Source organism: Streptomyces sp. NPDC014882, assembly GCF_043081325.1.
Classification (GTDB): Bacteria; Actinomycetota; Actinomycetes; order Streptomycetales; family Streptomycetaceae; genus Streptomyces.
On sequence record NZ_JBIBWL010000015.1, the window covers coordinates 164,464 to 181,496 of the forward strand.

19 protein-coding genes are annotated in these 17,033 nt (G+C 73.6%); 7 read left to right on the forward strand and 12 right to left on the reverse strand.

Annotation, left to right across the window (positions count from 1 at the left end; genetic code table 11):
• Positions 1-4: 4 nt before the first annotated feature.
• From ACF09K_RS28675 to ACF09K_RS28690, 4 genes are read right to left on the reverse strand one after another with little or no spacing between them, the layout of a single operon-like run.
• Positions 5-226, reverse strand: coding sequence for a hypothetical protein (locus ACF09K_RS28675; RefSeq protein WP_392248069.1), 222 nt, complete (start codon positions 224-226; stop codon positions 5-7).
• Positions 227-242: 16 nt separating this feature from the next.
• A complete protein-coding gene (locus ACF09K_RS28680) occupies positions 243-1,298 on the reverse strand; it encodes an ArsO family NAD(P)H-dependent flavin-containing monooxygenase (RefSeq protein WP_392248071.1) in 1,056 nt (351 codons plus the stop codon).
• Complete coding sequence (locus ACF09K_RS28685; RefSeq protein ID WP_392248073.1) at positions 1,295-2,083, reverse strand: aquaporin; 789 nt, start codon at positions 2,081-2,083, stop codon at positions 1,295-1,297. Before ACF09K_RS28685 ends, ACF09K_RS28680 begins: the two co-directional genes overlap by 4 nt.
• Before the next feature lie 39 nt (positions 2,084-2,122).
• Entirely contained in the window at positions 2,123-2,437 is a 315-nt protein-coding gene (locus tag ACF09K_RS28690) for an ArsR/SmtB family transcription factor (protein WP_392248074.1), read from the reverse strand.
• A gap of 69 nt (positions 2,438-2,506) precedes the next feature.
• Between ACF09K_RS28690 and ACF09K_RS28695 the strand changes: the two genes are divergently transcribed.
• The gene (locus ACF09K_RS28695; RefSeq protein ID WP_392248075.1) at positions 2,507-2,926 is read left to right on the forward strand and encodes an arsenate reductase ArsC; all 420 of its coding nucleotides are present in this window, start codon (positions 2,507-2,509) and stop codon (positions 2,924-2,926) included.
• 416 nt (positions 2,927-3,342) lie between these two features.
• Here ACF09K_RS28695 and ACF09K_RS28700 read toward each other — a convergent pair whose 3' ends face one another.
• The 7 genes from ACF09K_RS28700 to ACF09K_RS28730 all read right to left on the reverse strand — a co-directional run bounded on the left by ACF09K_RS28700 (position 3,343) and on the right by ACF09K_RS28730 (position 9,988).
• On the reverse strand, positions 3,343-4,764 hold the full coding sequence (locus ACF09K_RS28700) for an ATP-binding protein (RefSeq protein WP_392248077.1): 1,422 nt from the start codon (positions 4,762-4,764) through the stop codon (positions 3,343-3,345).
• A 10-nt stretch (positions 4,765-4,774) separates the two neighbouring features.
• Positions 4,775-5,623, reverse strand: coding sequence for a response regulator transcription factor (locus ACF09K_RS28705; protein ID WP_392248079.1), 849 nt, complete (start codon positions 5,621-5,623; stop codon positions 4,775-4,777).
• Between the two features lie 157 nt (positions 5,624-5,780).
• A complete protein-coding gene (locus tag ACF09K_RS28710; protein WP_392248081.1) occupies positions 5,781-6,374 on the reverse strand; it encodes an FMN reductase in 594 nt (197 codons plus the stop codon).
• Positions 6,371-7,534, reverse strand: coding sequence for an LLM class flavin-dependent oxidoreductase (locus ACF09K_RS28715; RefSeq protein WP_392248083.1), 1,164 nt, complete (start codon positions 7,532-7,534; stop codon positions 6,371-6,373). Before ACF09K_RS28715 ends, ACF09K_RS28710 begins: the two co-directional genes overlap by 4 nt.
• 167 nt (positions 7,535-7,701) lie before the next feature.
• The gene (locus ACF09K_RS28720) at positions 7,702-8,481 is read right to left on the reverse strand and encodes a TIGR03943 family putative permease subunit (protein ID WP_392248085.1); all 780 of its coding nucleotides are present in this window, start codon (positions 8,479-8,481) and stop codon (positions 7,702-7,704) included.
• A complete protein-coding gene (locus tag ACF09K_RS28725; protein ID WP_392248182.1) occupies positions 8,478-9,470 on the reverse strand; it encodes a permease in 993 nt (330 codons plus the stop codon). Before ACF09K_RS28725 ends, ACF09K_RS28720 begins: the two co-directional genes overlap by 4 nt.
• A 41-nt stretch (positions 9,471-9,511) precedes the next feature.
• Entirely contained in the window at positions 9,512-9,988 is a 477-nt protein-coding gene (locus ACF09K_RS28730; RefSeq protein WP_392248087.1) for a MarR family winged helix-turn-helix transcriptional regulator, read from the reverse strand.
• 378 nt (positions 9,989-10,366) lie between these two features.
• Between ACF09K_RS28730 and ACF09K_RS28735 the strand changes: the two genes are divergently transcribed.
• From ACF09K_RS28735 to ACF09K_RS28745, 3 genes are read left to right on the forward strand one after another with little or no spacing between them, the layout of a single operon-like run.
• Positions 10,367-11,146: an SDR family NAD(P)-dependent oxidoreductase gene (locus ACF09K_RS28735; protein ID WP_392248089.1), complete on the forward strand. Its 780-nt coding sequence runs from the start codon at positions 10,367-10,369 to the stop codon at positions 11,144-11,146.
• Positions 11,143-11,316 (forward strand): hypothetical protein, encoded by a 174-nt coding sequence (locus ACF09K_RS28740; protein ID WP_392248091.1) that lies wholly within the window; start codon positions 11,143-11,145, stop codon positions 11,314-11,316. Before ACF09K_RS28735 ends, ACF09K_RS28740 begins: the two co-directional genes overlap by 4 nt.
• Before the next feature lie 27 nt (positions 11,317-11,343).
• A complete protein-coding gene (locus tag ACF09K_RS28745) occupies positions 11,344-12,099 on the forward strand; it encodes a tyrosine-protein phosphatase (RefSeq protein WP_392248093.1) in 756 nt (251 codons plus the stop codon).
• A gap of 71 nt (positions 12,100-12,170) precedes the next feature.
• On the opposite strand, the gene ACF09K_RS28750 is transcribed toward ACF09K_RS28745, so the two are convergent.
• A complete protein-coding gene (locus ACF09K_RS28750) occupies positions 12,171-13,364 on the reverse strand; it encodes an RtcB family protein (RefSeq protein ID WP_392248095.1) in 1,194 nt (397 codons plus the stop codon).
• A 203-nt stretch (positions 13,365-13,567) separates the two neighbouring features.
• On the opposite strand from ACF09K_RS28750, the gene ACF09K_RS28755 reads away from it, so the two are divergent.
• From ACF09K_RS28755 to ACF09K_RS28765, 3 genes are all read left to right on the forward strand, one after another.
• Positions 13,568-14,425, forward strand: coding sequence for a DUF3558 domain-containing protein (locus ACF09K_RS28755; protein WP_392248097.1), 858 nt, complete (start codon positions 13,568-13,570; stop codon positions 14,423-14,425).
• Between the two features lie 119 nt (positions 14,426-14,544).
• Positions 14,545-15,510, forward strand: coding sequence for a DUF3558 family protein (locus tag ACF09K_RS28760; RefSeq protein ID WP_392248099.1), 966 nt, complete (start codon positions 14,545-14,547; stop codon positions 15,508-15,510).
• 75 nt (positions 15,511-15,585) lie between these two features.
• Positions 15,586-16,896 (forward strand): DUF2637 domain-containing protein, encoded by a 1,311-nt coding sequence (locus ACF09K_RS28765; protein ID WP_392248101.1) that lies wholly within the window; start codon positions 15,586-15,588, stop codon positions 16,894-16,896.
• The last annotated feature ends 137 nt before the right edge of the window (positions 16,897-17,033 follow it).

The following is a 17,033-nucleotide window of genomic DNA, read 5'->3' on the forward strand; positions in this document are numbered from 1 at the left end:
CCGCTCACGTGCCGGGGACCTCGGCGCCCTGCGGGTTCCAGAGCGCCGGGCACCGCTTCGCCTCTTCCGGCGTGAGCCGGTTGTCTCCCTGCGTGCGCAGCAGGGTGGTGTCCCGCGGACGCGTCCCGTCAGTACGGGGAGTGAGCAGCACACCGAGCGTCGCCGTCCGGTCCGCCAGGCCCGCCTGCTGGTGCGGCTCGTCGTGGCGCGGCAGGACGTACGACACCTCGGCGACGTGGCGCCTACCCGAGCGAGGCGGCGATTTCACGAGCGGCTTCCCGAGCCGGCCGCCCGACCCCGATCAGCGTGGCCGAGGCCGGGCCGGTCCAGTCGCCGTAACCGAGCAGGTGCAGGCGCGGCTCGCCCACCGCACGCGTGCCCTCGACGGCGATGTGGCCGTGGCGGTCCCGCAGCCGCAGCGGTGCCAGGTGGGACAGCGCCGGCCGGAAGCCGGTGCACCAGATGACCGCGTCCGCCTCGGCGCGCGTACCGTCGGCCCATTCGGCCCCGGTGGGGGTGAGCCGCGTGAACATCGGTGTCGACCTGAGCAGGCCCCGGTCGCGGGCTTCCCGGACGGGCGGTACGGCGACGATGTCCCCGAGCGAGGCGACGCCGCCCGTGTCCGTGCGTCCCTCGTCGAGGGCACGGCGGCGGGCGGTGGCCACGTCGAACAGAGCCCGGCCGTCGATGTCGTCGGGCAGGAAACGGGGTGGGCGCCGCGTCACCCAGGTCAGCTCGCTGTCGTGGGCGAGGTCGGCGGCGATCTGGGCGCCGGAATTGCCGCCGCCGACCACGATCACGCGGCGGCCGGCGAAGTCCTGGGGGCGCCGGTAGTCGACGGTGTGCAGCTGACGGCCGCCGAAGTCTCCGCGGCCCGCGGCCGCGGGCAGGAAGGGGCGCCACCAGGTGCCGGCGGCACTGATCACCGCTGCCGCCTGCCAGGTGCCGGAGTCGGTCTCCACCCGCAGGAGCCGGCCGTCCCGGTGGATGCCGAGGACGCGTACGGGCCGCTCGACGGGCAACCCGTACCGCTTCTCGTAGTCGGCGAGGTACTCCACCACGTGCTGCGCGTCGGGGTGGGCCGCGCCGTTCTGCGGCGGCATGAGACGGCCGGGCAGAGAGGAGTACGCGGCCGGGGAGAACAGGCGAAGGGAGTCCCAGGCGTGCTGCCAGGCACCTCCCGGAGCGGTCTGGGCGTCGAGGACGACGAAGTCGACGCCCAGCCGGCGAAGGTGGTAGCCGGCGGCAAGCCCGGACTGGCCACCACCGATCACCACGACCGGAGCTGTCCGCGTCATTCGGCGGCTTCCCGGCCGGGCATGAAGACGAGCGCCACCAGCGCCAGTCCGACCACGGCTCCGGCGAGCTGCATGGCGATGAACCCCGCGACCGACGCGGGGGCGATGCCGGCGAAGGTGTCGGTGAAGGCGCGGCCGATGGTCACCGCCGGGTTCGCGAAGGACGTGGACGAGGTGAACCAGTACGCGGCGCCGATGTACGACGCCACCGCCACGGGGGCGAAGCGCAGGCGGTCGGTGCGGGCCAGGCCGAAGATCAGCAGGATCAGCCCGGCGGTCGCGACGACCTCGCCCAGCAGCAGGTGGCCGGCCGACCGGTCGTGGGTGGACCACTTCACCAGCGGTTCGCCGAACATCGCGTCGGCCAGGACCGAGCCCGTGATCGCCCCGGCGATCTGAGCGGGGACGTATGCCGCCGCCTCGCGCGACGTGACGCCGGGGCCGCCGCGCCGCGCCGTCCACCACTCGGCCAGGGTGACGGCCGGGTTGAAGTGCGCACCGGAGACCGGGCCGAACAGGGTGATCAGGACGCCGAGCCCGAAGACGGTGGCCGTGGAGTTGGCGAGCAGCTGCAGCCCCACGTCCCTGGTCAGTTCCGTGGCCTGGATGCCGGAGCCGACCACGATCGCGACGAGCGCCGCCGTGCCGATCAGTTCGGCGGCAACCTTGGCGAGCAGCGGAGGACGCCGGGGCGGGGTCGCGCCCGGAGCGGGCCGCGGCTCGGCGGCGGGGGCTACGGGGGATCGCCCTGTCCTGCCGTGCCGGGTGGCCTCGGTGGCGGTCAACAGGAACTCCTCGGTGCAGGTCGCCGTCAAGGCGGGTGATCAGGGGCAGGACCGCTTCATGTCGTTCTCGGCGGTGGCACGCGCGGTCTCCGCGAGGTCGGCGAACCGACCGGCGAGCGAGGCGATGACGTCGGGCTTGAGCCGGTAGTAGGTGAACCGGCCGCACGGCTCCGTCTCCACGACCCCCGCCTCGCGCAGCACCTTCAGATGGTTGGAGAGGTTGGTCTGCTTGGCCCCCGTCTCCTCGATCAGGTGCGTCGTGCAGAGCGTCTCCCTGGCGAGCAGGGTGATGATCCGGAGGCGGAGCGGGTCCGCGAGAACCCGCAACAGATCAGGGTCGACCGACGTCAGCATGGACTGATACTTTCACATCATTCCTGGCTGATACCAGCCTGGGCTGATCCACTGACGAAGGAAGAACCGATGCCCTCCGGCCCGCTCGCCTCCGTGCTGTTCGTCTGCATCCACAACGCCGGGCGTTCGCAGATGGCCGCCGGCTTCCTCTCCCACCTCGCGGGCGACCGGATCGAGGTCCGCTCCGCCGGCTCCCTGCCCGCGGACCAGGTCAACCCGGCCGCGGTCGAGGCGATGCGGGAGGCCGGCATCGACATCGCCGACCAGCAGCCCAAGGTCCTCACGACCGAGGCCGTCCAGGCGTCCGACCACGTCATCACCATGGGCTGCGGCGACGCCTGCCCGGTCTTCCCCGGCAAGCGCTACCTCGACTGGAAGCTGGACGACCCGGCCGGGCAGGGCGTCGAAGCCGTCCGCCCCATCCGCGACGAGATCAAGGCCCGCGTCGAGGCCCTCATCGCCGAGATCGACGCGAGGCGTGAAGGGTGACCCCGCAGGCCGGCCGGGTCGCCCGCGGGGCGGACGGCGCCAGGACTCAGGAGGTACGCCCTTCCGGAGACGGTCCGCCGGTCGGCGGGAGTGATCAAGGCCGTACGCCGACCGCGTGACGAGGGCACCGCGCCGACGGAGCCCCACACCGCCGGCATCGAACGGAGCACCGCACCGTCGGCGTCAAGACGCCGGTGGCCACGGCGCCGCGTCGGCCCGGGGCCGCTCCGGCCGCTGGGCGGGGCGCCCTCCCGCGAGCCGCCGCCGCCGACGGCACGGACCTGCTCCTGCTGTCGGCCGCCACGGCCCCGCTCGGCCGGCACCTCGCCGAGGCCACGGGCGCACCGGGTCCCGGCGCGAGCCTCCGGCCCGCCGCGCCGACCGGTCACTTCCCGCCCGTCGTCGCCGGCGCCCGCTCACCGGGCCGCCCCGCCCACCGTGAACCCGATCACCGCGCCGCCGCCCGCCCGGTGGAAGGCGAACGCCGCTCCCCCGTGCGCCAGCGCGACCTCCCGGACGATCGAGAGGCCGAGCCCCGAGCCCGGCAGGGAGCGGGCGTCCGCGGCGCGGTAGAAGCGGTCGAAGACGCGGGTGAGGTCGGTCTCGGTGATGCCGGGCCCGCGGTCGAGGACCTCGACGCGGACGGTGCCGGGCCGGGCCGGGCCGGTCACGGTGATCTCGATGGGCCCGCGGCCCTCGCGGTCGAACTTGGCGGCGTTCTCCACCAGGTTGGACAGCGCCCGCTGGAGCATGCCGGGCCGCCCGTCGGTGGTGGTGTCGCCGGCGGCGCGGACCACGATCCGCCGCCCGGTGCGGCGCCGCGCGAGCCCCGCCACGTCCTCGGCCAGGTCGGCGAGGTCGAGCCGCTGCGGCGGCTCGGTGTCCGACTGCCCGGCGGCGAGGTCCACCAGCTCGTTGACCAGGTCGGTCAGTTCGCGCGCCTCCTGGCCGAGGTCGGCCACGAGCTCGTCCCGGGTGGCGGGCGGCAGTTCGTCGATGCGGCGCAGCAGCGAGATGTTGGTCCGCAGCGAGGTCAGCGGCGTCCGCAGCTCGTGCCCGGCGTCCTGGACCAGCCGCCGCTGGTCCTCCTCGGACTGGGCGAGGCGCCCCAGCATGCGGTCGAAGGCACGGCCGAGGCGCCCCACCTCGTCGTGGCCGGTGACGGGCACCTGGACGCCGAGGCGGCGGGTGCGCGCGACGTCCTCGGCGGCGGCCGTCAGCATCACCAGGCGGTGGGTGATGCGCCGGGCCAGCCACCAGCCGGCCAGCCCGGCCGCCGTCACGACCGCCGCCATCAGCAGCAGCGTGCGCTGCTGGAGCGCCCGCAGCAGGTCCTCGGTGTCGCTGAACTCCTGCGCGATCTGCACCGCGCCCCGGCCGCCGCCGAGCGCGACGGTGGCGACCCGGTAGACGTCGCTGCCCACGTCGACGTCCTGGTGCTCGACGAGCGTGCCCGCGACCGCCGCCGCGGCGGTCTCCCGGTCGGCGTCCTCCACGGGCAGTCCCGGGTTGCCGGGGTCGACGACGGCCCCGTCCGCCCCCAGCACCTGCACGTCGGTGCGGGCCGGGCGCACGATGTCGTGGCCGGGCGCGGCGGAGGAGAAGTCGGCGGGGTCCATCGCCCGGTTCCGCACCTCGTCGCGCAGGTCCTGCACGACCTCGTCGAAGACGGTCTCCTGGTCCACCCGCACCAGGCGGGCGGCGGCGTTGTACGACAGGACGCCGACGAGCACGGTGACGGCCGCCGTCACCGCCGCGAAGGACACGGCGAAGGTGGTGCGCAGCGAGCCGGCCTTCGGGCGCCGCCGGGACACCCACCGACGCAGCGGGCCGGACACGGGGTGCGCCTCAGTCTTCCCGCAGCACGTAGCCCACACCGCGCACGGTGTGGATCAGCTGCGGGGCGCCGGGCCCGTCGAGCTTGCGGCGGAGGTAGCCGACGTAGACGGCGAGGTTCTTGGATCCGGGGCCGAAGTCGTAGCCCCAGATGCGGTCGTAGATCGTGGAGTGGTCGAGGACGATGCCGGCGTTGCGCACCAGCAGTTCCAGCAGCTCGAACTCGGTGCGGGTCAGCTCCAGTTCGCGCTCCCCGCGCCAGGCCCGCCGCGCCTGCGGGTCCATGCGCAGCCCGGCCGCCTCCAGGGACCGCGCGGCGGCCGACGGCTCCGGGGCCGCGTCCTGCGGGGCGGTGCCCCGCGGGGCACCGGCGGGGGTGCCCGCCGCGGTGGTGGTGTCCGCCCCGGTGGTGGTGTCCGCCCCGCCGGCGTCCTTGCGCACGTCGGCGTCCGCGCTTCCGCCGGCGTCCTTGCGCACGTCGGCCGGCGTGCCGGAACCGGTGCGGCGCAGCAGGGCGCGCAGCCGGGCGAAGACCTCCTCGACGTCGAAGGGCTTGACCACGTAGTCGTCGGCGCCCGCGTCCAGGCCGGCGATCCGGTCGGCGGTCTCCACGAGCGCCGTCAGCATCAGGATCGGGGTGCGGTCGCCCTCGGCGCGCAGCACCCGGCAGACCTGGAGGCCGTCGATGCCGGGCATCATCACGTCCAGGACGAGGACGTCCGGCGGCGACTTGTGGGCGTGCGCCAGTGCCTCCACGCCGTCGGCGACCGCGGTGACCCGGTAGCCCTCCAGGGTCAGCGCGCGTTCCAGGGCGTGACGGATGGCGCGGTCGTCTTCGGCGAGCAGCAGCTTGTGGGGCACGCGCCCAGTCTCCCAGCCGTCACGGCCCCACGGCGTGACGGGCGGCTCACCGGGCGCCCTTCTTACGTGCCTCTCACCCGCCCCGGCCCGGCCGGCGGCCCGCCCCGGCCCGCCGGCCTGCCGCTCGACCGCCCCGGCCCGCCGCTCGGCCGGCCGCTCAGCCCGACGGCCGCAGGGCCGCGAGCCGCTCCGCGAACGGCACCACCGCGAACTCGTCCTGCACCGCGGGCCGGACCGCCGCCAGGCCGCTCATCAGCGCGGCCAGCTCCCCGGCGGCCCGTTCGATCCGCTCGGGCAGGCCCGCCGCACCCCAGTCCTCGGAGGCGGCGTAGACACCGGTCGGGACGACGACGGCCCGCAGGTGGGCGAACAGGGGGCGCAGCGCGTGCTCCAGCACGAGCGAGTGCCGGGCCGTGCCCCCGGTGGCCGCGATCAGCACGGGCTTCCCGGTCAGCGCGTCCTTGTCGAGGACGTCGAAGAAGGACTTGAACAGTCCGCTGTACGACGCCGAGAACACCGGGGTGACCACGATCAGCCCGTCCGCCGCCGTGACCGCCTCCAGCGCGGCGGCCAGCTCCCGGCCGGGGAAGCCGCTGGTGAGGTGGTGGGCGATCTCGACGGCGAGGTCGCGCAGCTCCACGACCCGCACGTCGGCCGGGGCGCGTCCGGTGGTGGCGGCCGCGAGCCGGTCGGCCAGCAGGCGGGTGGACGACGGGACGCTCAGTCCCGCCGAGACGACGACGAGCTTCATGCGACGGTCTCCTCGTCCCGAGCGGCGGTGTCCTGAGCGGCGGCGCCCTGAACAGCGGCGTCCTGCCCTGCGGCGTCCTGCCGGGCGGCCTTCTCGGCGGCCAGGAGCGAGCCGTGGGTCGGCGCGTCCGGCACGTCGGCCGGGCGGCCCTTGGCGAACTCCTCGCGCAGCACCGGCACGACCTCCTCGCCCAGCATGTCGAGCTGCTCCAGCACGGTCTTCAGCGGCAGTCCGGCGTGGTCCATCAGGAACAGCTGGCGCTGGTAGTCGCCGGCGTACTCCCGGAACGCCAGCGTCTTCTCGATGACCTGCTGCGGCGAGCCGACGGTCAGCGGGGTCTGGTCGGTGAAGTCCTCCAGGGACGGCCCGTGCCCGTAGACCGGGGCGTTGTCGAAGTACGGCCGGAACTCGCGCACCGCGTCCTGCGAGTTCCTCCGCATGAAGACCTGCCCGCCGAGGCCGACGATCGCCTGCTCGGGGGTGCCGTGCCCGTAGTGGGCGTAGCGCGCCCGGTACAGCTCGACCATCCGCCTGGTGTGGTCGGCCGGCCAGAAGATGTTGTTGTGGAAGAAGCCGTCGCCGTAGAACGCGGCCTGCTCGGCGATCTCCGGCGAGCGGATGGAGCCGTGCCAGACGAACGGCGGGACGCCGTCCAGCGGCCGGGGCGTCGAGGTGAAGCCCTGGAGCGGGGTGCGGAACGTGCCCTCCCAGTTCACGACGTCCTCGCGCCACAGCCGGTGCACCAGGTTGTAGTTCTCGACGGCGAGGTTGATGCCCTCGCGGATGTCCTGGCCGAACCAGGGGTAGACCGGGCCGGTGTTGCCGCGGCCCATCATCAGGTCGACGCGCCCGTCGGCCAGGTGCTGGAGCATCGCGAAGTCCTCGGCGATCTTCACCGGGTCGTTCGTGGTGATCAGCGTCGTGGAGGTGGACAGGATCAGCCGCTCCGTGCGCGCGGCGATGTAGCCGAGCATCGTCGTCGGGGACGACGGCACGAACGGCGGGTTGTGGTGCTCACCCGTGGCGAAGACGTCCAGGCCGACCTCCTCGGCCTTCAGCGCGATGGCGACCATGGCCTTGATCCGCTCGCGCTCGGTCGGCGTACGCCCCGTGGTGGGGTCCGGCGTGACATCGCCGACCGTGAAGATCCCGAACTGCATGGCCGCTCACCCTCCAGATTGTTGACTGTTCAACTATACCGGTGAACAGCGGCCCCGCACTTCGTATTCCGCACCCCGCGTTCCCTCCGCCGGCCGTCGGCGGCCCGTCCTGCGCCCCCGGCGCGGCCGCCCCCGCCGTGACACCCGGGGCGTCGCCGCCGCCCCCGCTACGACCCGAGCGGCAGCGCGTCGGTGTAGCCGTTCACCGGCCGCTCCACCTCCGCGACGGTACGGCCGTCCAGCGCGACCGCCGCCGAGGACGTGCCCAGCGCCCCCTGCGCGTGCCAGGTCCCCGTCACCGTGACCCAGGTGTCGGCCTCGGGCGCCGCCACGCCGTACACCCGCACCTTCACCGACTGCGCGTCCGCAGCGCAGCACGACAGCATGATCCGCGTCAGGTACCAGCCCCCGCCCCCGTCCGCGGGCGTGACGAAACCGGTCATCCGCACCGTGCGCCCCTCGATGGCCCGCCCCTCGTCCTGCTGCACCCGCTGGGTGAAGTCGGTCAGCGTGATCGGCAGCGGCGAGGTCGCGGGCAGCGGGTCGAAACCGTCCCCGTCGACCACCGCGACCGCCTTGGGCGCCTCCCGCGAGGCGGTGTAGGAGCCGAGCGCGGGCGGGGCGTAGAACAGCAGGCTCAGCGCGGGCAGGAACAGCAGCCAGGCGACCCGCGGCACGCCCGCGTGATCGTGCCCATGCCCATGCCCGTCACCGCCGTCACCGCTGCCGTCACCGTCGTCGCCGTCCTCCGCGGGCCGCTCCTGCGGCCGCCGCCGGGCCGACCACGCCTCCGCCGCCCCCAGCAGGACCAGCAGCACGCCCGAGGCGATCAGCAGCGGCCGCATCCCCTCCTTCACGTACCGCAGGTACGCCTCCGAGAACAGCGAGACCCGCAGCAGCCCGACCCCGCTCAGCACCAGCAGCGCCACCTGCGCGAACCGCCTCACAGCAGCACCCCTCCGACGACCACGCCGCACACCACCGCGACGACGGCCGTGGCGGCGGAGAACCGGACCGCGAAGGCCCGCCCGAAGGTGCCCGCCTGGAGGGCGATCAGCTTCAGGTCGACCATCGGGCCGACCACCATGAACGTCAGCCGGGCCGTCGGCGAGAACCCGCTGAGCGAGGCCGCCACGAACGCGTCGGCCTCCGAGCACACCGCCAGCACGATCGCCAGCAACGCCAGGAACAGCACCGACAGCCACGGCGAGCCGGCGAAGGTGTCCACCACCGATCGCGGCACGGCCACGTTGAACGTCGCCGCCGCCATCGCCCCCACCACCAGGAAACCCCCCGCGTGCAGGAAGTCGTGCTGGAAACCGCGCCGGAACTCCGTCCAGCGGCTGTGCCCCGGCCGGTGCCCGGTGTGCCGCACCGCCGGCTTCAGCCACTCCTCGCGCCCCCGCCACAGCCACAGCCAGCCCATCACCGCCGCCGTCACCAGCGAGGCCAGCAGCCGCGCCAGCACCATCTCCGGACTGCCGGGGAACGCGATCGCCGTGGCGGTCAGCACGACCGGGTTCACGGCGGGCGCCGACAGCAGGAACGCGAACGCCGCGGCCGGCTGCACGCCCCGCCCGATCAGACTGTTCGCCACCGGCACCGACGCGCACTCACAGCCCGGCAGCACCACCCCCGCCGCCCCCGCGACCGGCACCGCGAGCGCCGCCCGCTTCGGCAGCAGCCGGCGGAAGACGCTCGCCGGCACGAACGCGTTGATCGCCCCCGACAGCGCCGTACCCAGCAGCAGGAACGGCAGCGCCTGCACGGTCACCGCGAGACACACCGTCCGCCACGCCTGCACGGCCGGGTCCTCCAGGGACCGCCCGACCAGCACCAGCACCGCGCCCGGCAGCACGGCGGCGCCCACCAGCAGCAGAGGCCAGTTCCGCGGCAGCCCCCGCCCGGCACCCGGCCCCGCCCCCTCCGCCGGCAGGGGGCCGCCGCCCTCCGTACGGGTGTCCTCGACCGTCCGCGTCACTGCTCCAGCCCTCCCCGCAGCCGTACGACCTGCTCCCCGCTGAACTCCACCGTCCGCCCCATGTGCCGCACGATCACCGCCAGTTCCGCGTCGTCCAGATCCGCGAAGAGAGGGCTCCAGTCACCGCCCAGCCGCTCCCAGGTCCGCCCGAACTCGGCGATCCGCTCCGGCACCGTCGCCACCAGCACCCGCCGCCGGTCGGCGGAGTCCCGCTTCCGCACGACGTACCCCGCCTTCTCCAGCCGGTCCACCAGCCGCGTCGCCGACCCCGTGGTCAGCCCCGTCAGCTCCGCGACCCGGCCCGCCGTCACCGGCTCCCGCTCCAGCGAGAGCAGGTTCAGGCACTGCAGGTCCGTCGGGTGCAGCCCCAGCCGGTCCGCGACGGCCTGGTTGAACAGCGCGAACGCCGCGACGTACCGCCGGGAGACGACGGACAACTCGCCGAGCAACCGCGACCGCACGTTCCCGGACATCGCCCGCACACCCCTTCGTAGCGCCGTCCGCAGATCGTACGACGTACCCCGCCCGGGCCCGCCGACAGCACGATCCCCGCCCACCACCGGCAGCCACCGGCAGCCACCGGCCGCCGGGGACGCGGGCGCCGGCGACGCGCGGACCCGGCGCCCGCACCCGCCCCGACGCCCGCCCCGACGCCCGCGTCCGCCCCGCGGCACGGCCGACGCCGTACGGGCACCGCACGCCCGAAGCCGTATGAGCCGCGCACCACCGGTGCCGTACGGGCACCGCCCGGACGGCGGGCGCACGGGCCCGCCTATCCTGGCCGGGCAGGCGTCCGACCGCCCGCGTTCTCCGCACGTCCGCCCCGCCCGAGGAACCGAGGAGCCGCCCCCATGGCCACCGCCGCCCCGTCCGCCGCGTCCCGCATCGCCGTCGTCACGGGCGCGAGCAGCGGCATCGGCGCCGCCACCGCCCGGCAGCTCGCCGCGGCCGGCTACCGCGTCGTCCTCACCGCCCGCCGCGAGGAGCGCATCGAGGCGCTCGCCGAGGAGATCACCGCGGCGGGCGGCTCCGCGACGGCCTACCGGCTGGACGTCACCGACCGCGCCGCCGTCGACGAGTTCGCGACGGCCTTCCGCACCATCGGCGTCCTGGTCAACAACGCGGGCGGAGCGCTCGGCGCCGACCCCGTCGCCACCGGCGACCCCGCCGACTGGCGCACGATGTACGAGACCAACGTCATCGGCACCCTCAACCTCACCCAGGCCCTGCTCCCCAAGCTGGTCGAGAGCGGCGACGGCACGGTCGTGGTCGTCTCCTCCACCGCCGGCCACGGCACGTACGAGGGCGGCGCGGGCTACGTCGCCGCCAAGCACGGCGCCCACGTCCTCGCCGAGACCCTGCGCCTGGAGATCGTCGGACAGCCCGTCCGCGTCATCGAGATCGCCCCCGGCATGGTCAGGACCGACGAGTTCGCGCTGACCCGCTTCGGCGGCGACGCGGACCGGGCCGCGAAGGTCTACGAGGGCGTGGCCGAGCCCCTCACCGCCGACGACGTCGCCGAGACGATCACCTGGGCGGTGACCCGCCCCAGCCACGTCAACGTCGACCTGCTGGTCCTGCGCCCGCGCGCCCAGGCCTCCAACACCAAGGTCCACCGGGAACCGCGATGACCGGCGCGGAGGCGGGCCTCCCGCAGACCCCCGAACGGGCCGCGGAACAACGCCGCCTGGCCCAGGAGACCAAGGACGAACGCCAGGTCTGGTACTTCCTGGCCTACTTCCTCTTCGGCATCCACGTCATCGCCTTCGTGATGATCTACGCCGTGAGACACGGCAACTGAACCCGGCCCCCGCGGGTCCTCACCGTCGTGGACAGACATCTCCCCTTCACGACCCTGCACAACTTCCGGGACCTGGGCGGCTACCGCACCCCGGACGGCCGCCACCGCGTCCGTCCGGGCCGCCTCTACCGCTCCGACTCCCTGGGCAAGCTGACCGCGGGCAGCCCCGACTGGGACCTCTTCCTCTCCCTGGGCGTCGCCACGGTCATCGACCTGCGCCACCCCTGGGAGGCGCAGCGCGCCGGCCGCGTCCCGGCCCACCCCTCCCTCACGTACCGCAACCTCAGCATCGAGCACCGCTACTACGACCAGGCGGCGCAGACCCCCGACGTCGCACCCGGCCCCTACCTGGCCGAGCGGTACATGGAGGTCGCCCAGGACGGCACGGAGGAGATCCGCCGGGCGCTGGAACTGATCGCGGACGCGGACGCCCCCCTCGTCTTCCACTGCGCCTCCGGCAAGGACCGCACCGGCCAGCTGGCCGCCCTGGTCCTCGCCCTCCTGGGCATCGACGACGACCTCATCACCGAGGACTACACCCTCACCGAACGCGCCACCCCCGCCCTCCTCGCGGACTGGCGCGCCCGCCACGACGGCGCCTCCCCCACCTGGCCCCACTACCTCTACGCCCCCGCATCGGTGATGCGCCTGTACCTGGAGGCCCTGGCCTCCAGGTACGGCTCCCCGCAGGACTACGTCGAGAAGGCCCTCGGCATGGACGCGGAAACCCTGTCCGCGACCCTCCGGAACAACCTCCTGGAGCCCTCGGACGGAGCCGCCTGACGGCACGGCGGCGCCGCCCGCACGGGCGGCCCGGTGGGGCGCGGCCCGTGCGCCGCGCCCCGCCGACGCCGTCAACCCTTCACGCAGACGACCTGCTTCAGCTTCGCCACGACCTCCACCAGGTCCCGCTGCTGGTCGATGACCTGCTCGATGGGCTTGTAGGCACCCGGGATCTCGTCCACGACGCCGGAGTCCTTGCGGCACTCCACGCCCCGCGTCTGCTCCTCCAGGTCCTTCGTCGTGAAGCGGCGCTTGGCCGCGTTGCGGCTCATGCGCCGACCCGCCCCGTGGGAGGCCGAGTTGAAGGCCTTCTCGTTCCCGAGGCCCTTCACGATGTACGAACCCGTGCCCATGGAGCCGGGGATGATCCCGTACTCGCCGGAGCCGGCCCGGATCGCGCCCTTGCGGGTCACGAGCAGGTCCATCCCGTCGTAGCGCTCCTCGGCCACGTAGTTGTGGTGCGCGCTGATCTCCTTCTCGAAGGTGGGCCTGGCCTTCTTGAACTCCCGGCGGATCACGTCCGTCAGGAGCGCCATCATGATCGTGCGGTTGTGCTTCGCGTACTCCTGCGCCCAGAACAGGTCGTTGCGGTACGCCGCCATCTGCGGGGTGTCCGCGACGAACACGGCGAGGTCACGGTCGATCAGGCCCTGGTTGTGCGGGAGCTTCTGCGCCACGCCGATGTGGAACTCGGCGAGTTCCTTGCCGATGTTCCGGGAACCGGAGTGAAGCATCAACCAGACGGAACCGGCCGTATCCGTGCACACCTCGACAAAGTGGTTTCCCGATCCGAGCGTTCCCATCTGCTTCGTGGCACGTTCCTGACGGAATTTGACCGCTTCCGCGATCCCCCCGAACCGTCCCCAGAAGTCGTCCCACCCCCCGGTGGCCAGCCCGTGGAACCGGCCCGGATCGACGGGGCTGTCGTGCATCCCCCGCCCCACCGGGATCGCCTGCTCGATCTTCGAGCGCAGCCGGGACAGGTCGCCCGGCAGGTCGTCGGCCGTCAGGGACGTCCTGACCGCGGACATCCCGCAGCCGATGTCGACCCCCACCGCCGCCGGGCACACCGCGCCCTGCATGGCGATGACCGATCCGACCGTCGCGCCCTTGCCGTAGTGGACGTCCGGCATCACGGCCAGGCCCTTGATCCAGGGCAGGGTGGCGACGTTGCGCAGCTGCTGGAGCGCGCCGTCCTCGACCGTCGCGGGGTCGGCCCACATGCGGATCGGCACCTTCGCGCCCGGCAGCTCCACGTACGACATATCGTCCTCATTCCCCCGTAGGGCAGCAGAAGTCTCGAAACGCAAAACCGGTGCCAAGGTCGACAACTGGGACGGCGGACCGGCATCGACGGTGTTGCGTGCGATACACATTGTCTGCCGGTGCCGCCCCCGTCCGGCAAGCGAATAACCAGCGGGGACACTGGACCCGCCACCCACGATGTGACCGTCGAGAGGAGCCGACCGTGCAGCGGAAGGCGTACGTACCCGGCGTCGCCGCGCTCCTCGCGGCCCTGTTGGCCGGCTGCTCGGGCAGTGCGGACGACGGCGGCCCGACGGACAACTCCAACCCGGGCGCCGCCGGCACCGTGACCGCCGCCGCCCAGCCGGGCCGCTACGACAACCTCCCGGAGGCCTGCGGAGCGGTGGGCCGCGGCACCCTCGACTCCCTGCTGCCGGGCATCGTCCGGATCCCCGACGAGACGCAGCGGGAGGCGGCCTACGCGGGCCAGGCGACGCTGACGTTCGACACGGACCGCAAGGCGGGCTGCCGTTGGAAGGTGGACTCCCCCGACGCCATCGACCACCTGAGCGTCGACTTCGAGCGGGTGGTCTCGTACGACAAGGCGGTCAGTGACGACAGCCAGGCCGAGACGCTGTTCGCCGGGAAGGTGACGGCGGCCGGTCTGCCCGCGCCCACCGCGTCGCAGCCGGCCGGCGACGCGGCCACGCCCTCCGGCGGCACGGCGGCCCCCGCCGCCTCCCCCTCGTCCTCCTCGTCCTCCTCGTCCGTCCCGGCGCCGGCGTCCACCGCGGCCCCCGCCCCCCCCTCCACTTCCGTCTCCGCTTCCGCTTCCGCCGACCTCCGGCCCCGGCTCCTCGACGACCTCGGCGACGAGGCCTTCGTCGACGACGTGCTCGCCAGCTCCGGTTCGACGGCGAAACAGCGCACGGTGACTGTGGTGTTCCGCACGTCGAACGTCATCGTGACCATCGAGTACGAGGAGCAGGCGACGTCCCTCGGCGTCGTCCCGGACAGCAAGGAAATGCAGGACAGCGCCCGGAAACTGGCCGCGCAGCTCGCCGATTCCCTGGCCGGCTGAGGCCACTTCACACGTTCGGGCCCCGCACGTGCGATGCCCTCGAAGCGGAAACGCACGGCTTCTCCACCGCGTACCGTGGCCCACCGGACCCCGATCCGACCGCAGGAACCACGAGCGTCATGAGTGAAGGAACCATGCAGCGACGAGACCGGCGAGACGACCAGTGTGACCGGCGAGGCCGGCGAGCGATGCGTGCGGGAGGCGTGAACCGGCTTCTGGCCGCGGCGGCCGCGGTCCCCGTGATGCTGATCGTCGCGGGCTGTTCCTCGGACTCCGGATCGGACTCCGGGTCCGGATCCGGTGGCGGGTCCGCCGCGCAGAAGGACGGCGGCACGTCCGCCGCCGCCTCCCCGAGTGCCGAGCCGACCGTGCAGGCGGCGGCGTACGGGACGCTGCCCGAGGCGTGCGGCGTGCTGTCGAAGAAGACGCTGACCTCGCTGGTGCCGAAGGCGCCGGCCAAGGGCAAGGCGGGCACGTCGAGCGATGTCGCGGCGCGGGCCTCCTGCTCCTGGTCCAGTCTGGACAACAACGGTGTGAAGGGCTCGCAGTTCCGCTGGCTGAACGTCTCGATGGTCCGTTTCGAGACGGACGCGGCGAGCAGTGGCGAGCAGCAGGCGCGGGAGTACTACGCGAAGCAGGTGCGGGGCGCGTCGGCGGCCACGGGTGCGAAGAACGCGACGTCGCAGGCGCTCGCCGGGACGGGCGACCAGGCGACGACGGTGCGCTACGACCTGAAGAAGTCGGAGGGCGCCTTCAAGCAGCAGACGGTGGTGGCGCGCGTGGAGAACGTGGTCGTCACGCTGGACTACAACGGCGCCGGTCTGGCCGGTGAGAAGACGCCGGACGCGGCGGAGCTGGTGAAGTCGGCGGAGTCGGCGGCGAAGGAGGCGGTGGCGTCGGTCGAGGCGGCCAACGGCGAGGGTTCGGGCGGCGGTCCGTCGTCCCCGGCACCGTCGGGGTCGTCGTCGAAGACCCCGTCGGCAGCACCGTCGGAGTCGTCGCCGAAGTCGTCGTCGAAGGCCCCGTCGGCGTCGGCGGCGGCGGTCGCCAAGAAGACCTCGACGGCGGCCGCCGAGAAGAGCTGACGTACCGGCAACACGTGAGTCGCACGCATGTGCCACCCTGTTGCGCGCAACAACACGCAAGGGAGGGGAGTACGGGTGGCCGCGCCAATCCAGCTGACCCGGACGCACCGCATTCTCATCGGTGTGGTCGTGGCCGGTGCCGTGATCATCGCCGCGATCGGCTTCGCCGGTTCCTACGCGGCCGTTCGTGAGCTGGCCCTCGAGAAGGGCTTCGGGAACTTCGCGTACGTGTTCCCGATCGGCATCGACGCGGGCATCTGCGTCCTGCTGGCCCTGGACCTGCTGCTGACGTGGATCCGCATCCCCTTCCCGCTGCTGCGGCAGACGGCGTGGCTGCTGACGGCGGCGACGATCGCGTTCAACGGCGCGGCCGCCTGGCCGGACCCGTTGGGCGTCGGCATGCACGCGGTGATCCCGATCCTGTTCGTGGTGTCCGTCGAGGCCGCCCGGCACGCGATCGGCCGGATCGCCGACATCACGGCCGACAAGCACATGGAGGGCGTGCGGCTGACCCGCTGGCTGCTGTCCCCGGTGCCGACGTTCCTGCTGTGGCGCCGGATGAAGCTGTGGGAGCTGCGCTCGTACGAGCAGGTCATCAAGCTGGAGCAGGAACGTCTCGTCTACCAGGCCCGGCTGCGCTCGCGCTTCGGCCGGGCCTGGCGCCGCAAGGCTCCGGTGGAGTCCCTGATGCCGTTGCGGCTGGCCCGTTACGGCGTTCCCCTGGCGGAGACGGCCCCGGCGGGCCTGGCGGCGGCGGGGATCGAGCCGGCGGTGCTCCCGCCGGCCCCGCGGCACGAGCAGCCGGCTCTCGCGCCCCAGCAGGAGCCGCAGGAGCTGTCGGCGGGCCCGGCACGGCGGCTCCAGCAGGAGCGGCAGGGCGGGCAGGTGCCGCAGCAGCAGCTCCAGCGGCAGGCCCAGCGGGCGGAGCAGCCCGGGCTGCCGCCCGAGGACGACCAGAGTCCCTGGTTCCAGTCGCCGCACGAGGTGCAGTACCAGGGCGGCTACGACCCCACCTACGACCCCTCGGAGCAGTACGCCCGGTGGTACGAGGAGCAGCAGCAGGCCGAGCAGTACGCGGAGCAGTACCAGGAGGAGCCTCCGGTCCAGGAGCCCTCTCCCGAGGAGACCGGTTCCTTCCCCATCCCGGTGGTCCCGGGCCGCAGCCGCGAGCTGGGTGAGGGGGGCGGCAGCCCGGAGCCGACCGAGGAGGACTACTACCTGGTCTTCAAGAAGTCGATCAACGGCAGCTATCCCACCTCGGGCCAGCTCCGGGACGACGTGGAGGCGACGTACGGCGTGGCGCTCCCGCAGCGCGAGGCCGACCGCATGGTGAACCGCTTCACCAACCGCCACACGGCGGAGCTGCAGGACGACCACATCGCGTAGCCGGCGGACCCGGAGACGACGGGAGGGGGCCCCCGGGGCGGCCCCCGGGGGCCCCACCCGGGGGCCGGCCGGGGGACAACCCCCGCCCGGGCCCCCCCCCCTGCCGGGCCCACCCCCCCCCCCCGGGGGGGCAGGCG

Bases quoted from the DNA above. Each gene is read 5' to 3' on its own strand.
- ACF09K_RS28680 (WP_392248071.1), bottom strand. From the start codon at position 1,298: ATGACGCGGACAGCTCCGGTCGTGGTGATCGGTGGTGGCCAGTCCGGG.
- ACF09K_RS28690 (WP_392248074.1), bottom strand. From the start codon at position 2,437: ATGCTGACGTCGGTCGACCCTGATCTGTTGCGGGTTCTCGCGGACCCG.
- ACF09K_RS28695 (WP_392248075.1), top strand. From the start codon at position 2,507: ATGCCCTCCGGCCCGCTCGCCTCCGTGCTGTTCGTCTGCATCCACAAC.
- ACF09K_RS28710 (WP_392248081.1), bottom strand. From the start codon at position 6,374: ATGAAGCTCGTCGTCGTCTCGGCGGGACTGAGCGTCCCGTCGTCCACC.
- ACF09K_RS28715 (WP_392248083.1), bottom strand. From the start codon at position 7,534: ATGCAGTTCGGGATCTTCACGGTCGGCGATGTCACGCCGGACCCCACC.
- ACF09K_RS28730 (WP_392248087.1), bottom strand. From the start codon at position 9,988: ATGTCCGGGAACGTGCGGTCGCGGTTGCTCGGCGAGTTGTCCGTCGTC.
- ACF09K_RS28735 (WP_392248089.1), top strand. From the start codon at position 10,367: ATGGCCACCGCCGCCCCGTCCGCCGCGTCCCGCATCGCCGTCGTCACG.
- ACF09K_RS28740 (WP_392248091.1), top strand. From the start codon at position 11,143: ATGACCGGCGCGGAGGCGGGCCTCCCGCAGACCCCCGAACGGGCCGCG.
- ACF09K_RS28750 (WP_392248095.1), bottom strand. From the start codon at position 13,364: ATGTCGTACGTGGAGCTGCCGGGCGCGAAGGTGCCGATCCGCATGTGG.
- ACF09K_RS28760 (WP_392248099.1), top strand. From the start codon at position 14,545: ATGAGTGAAGGAACCATGCAGCGACGAGACCGGCGAGACGACCAGTGT.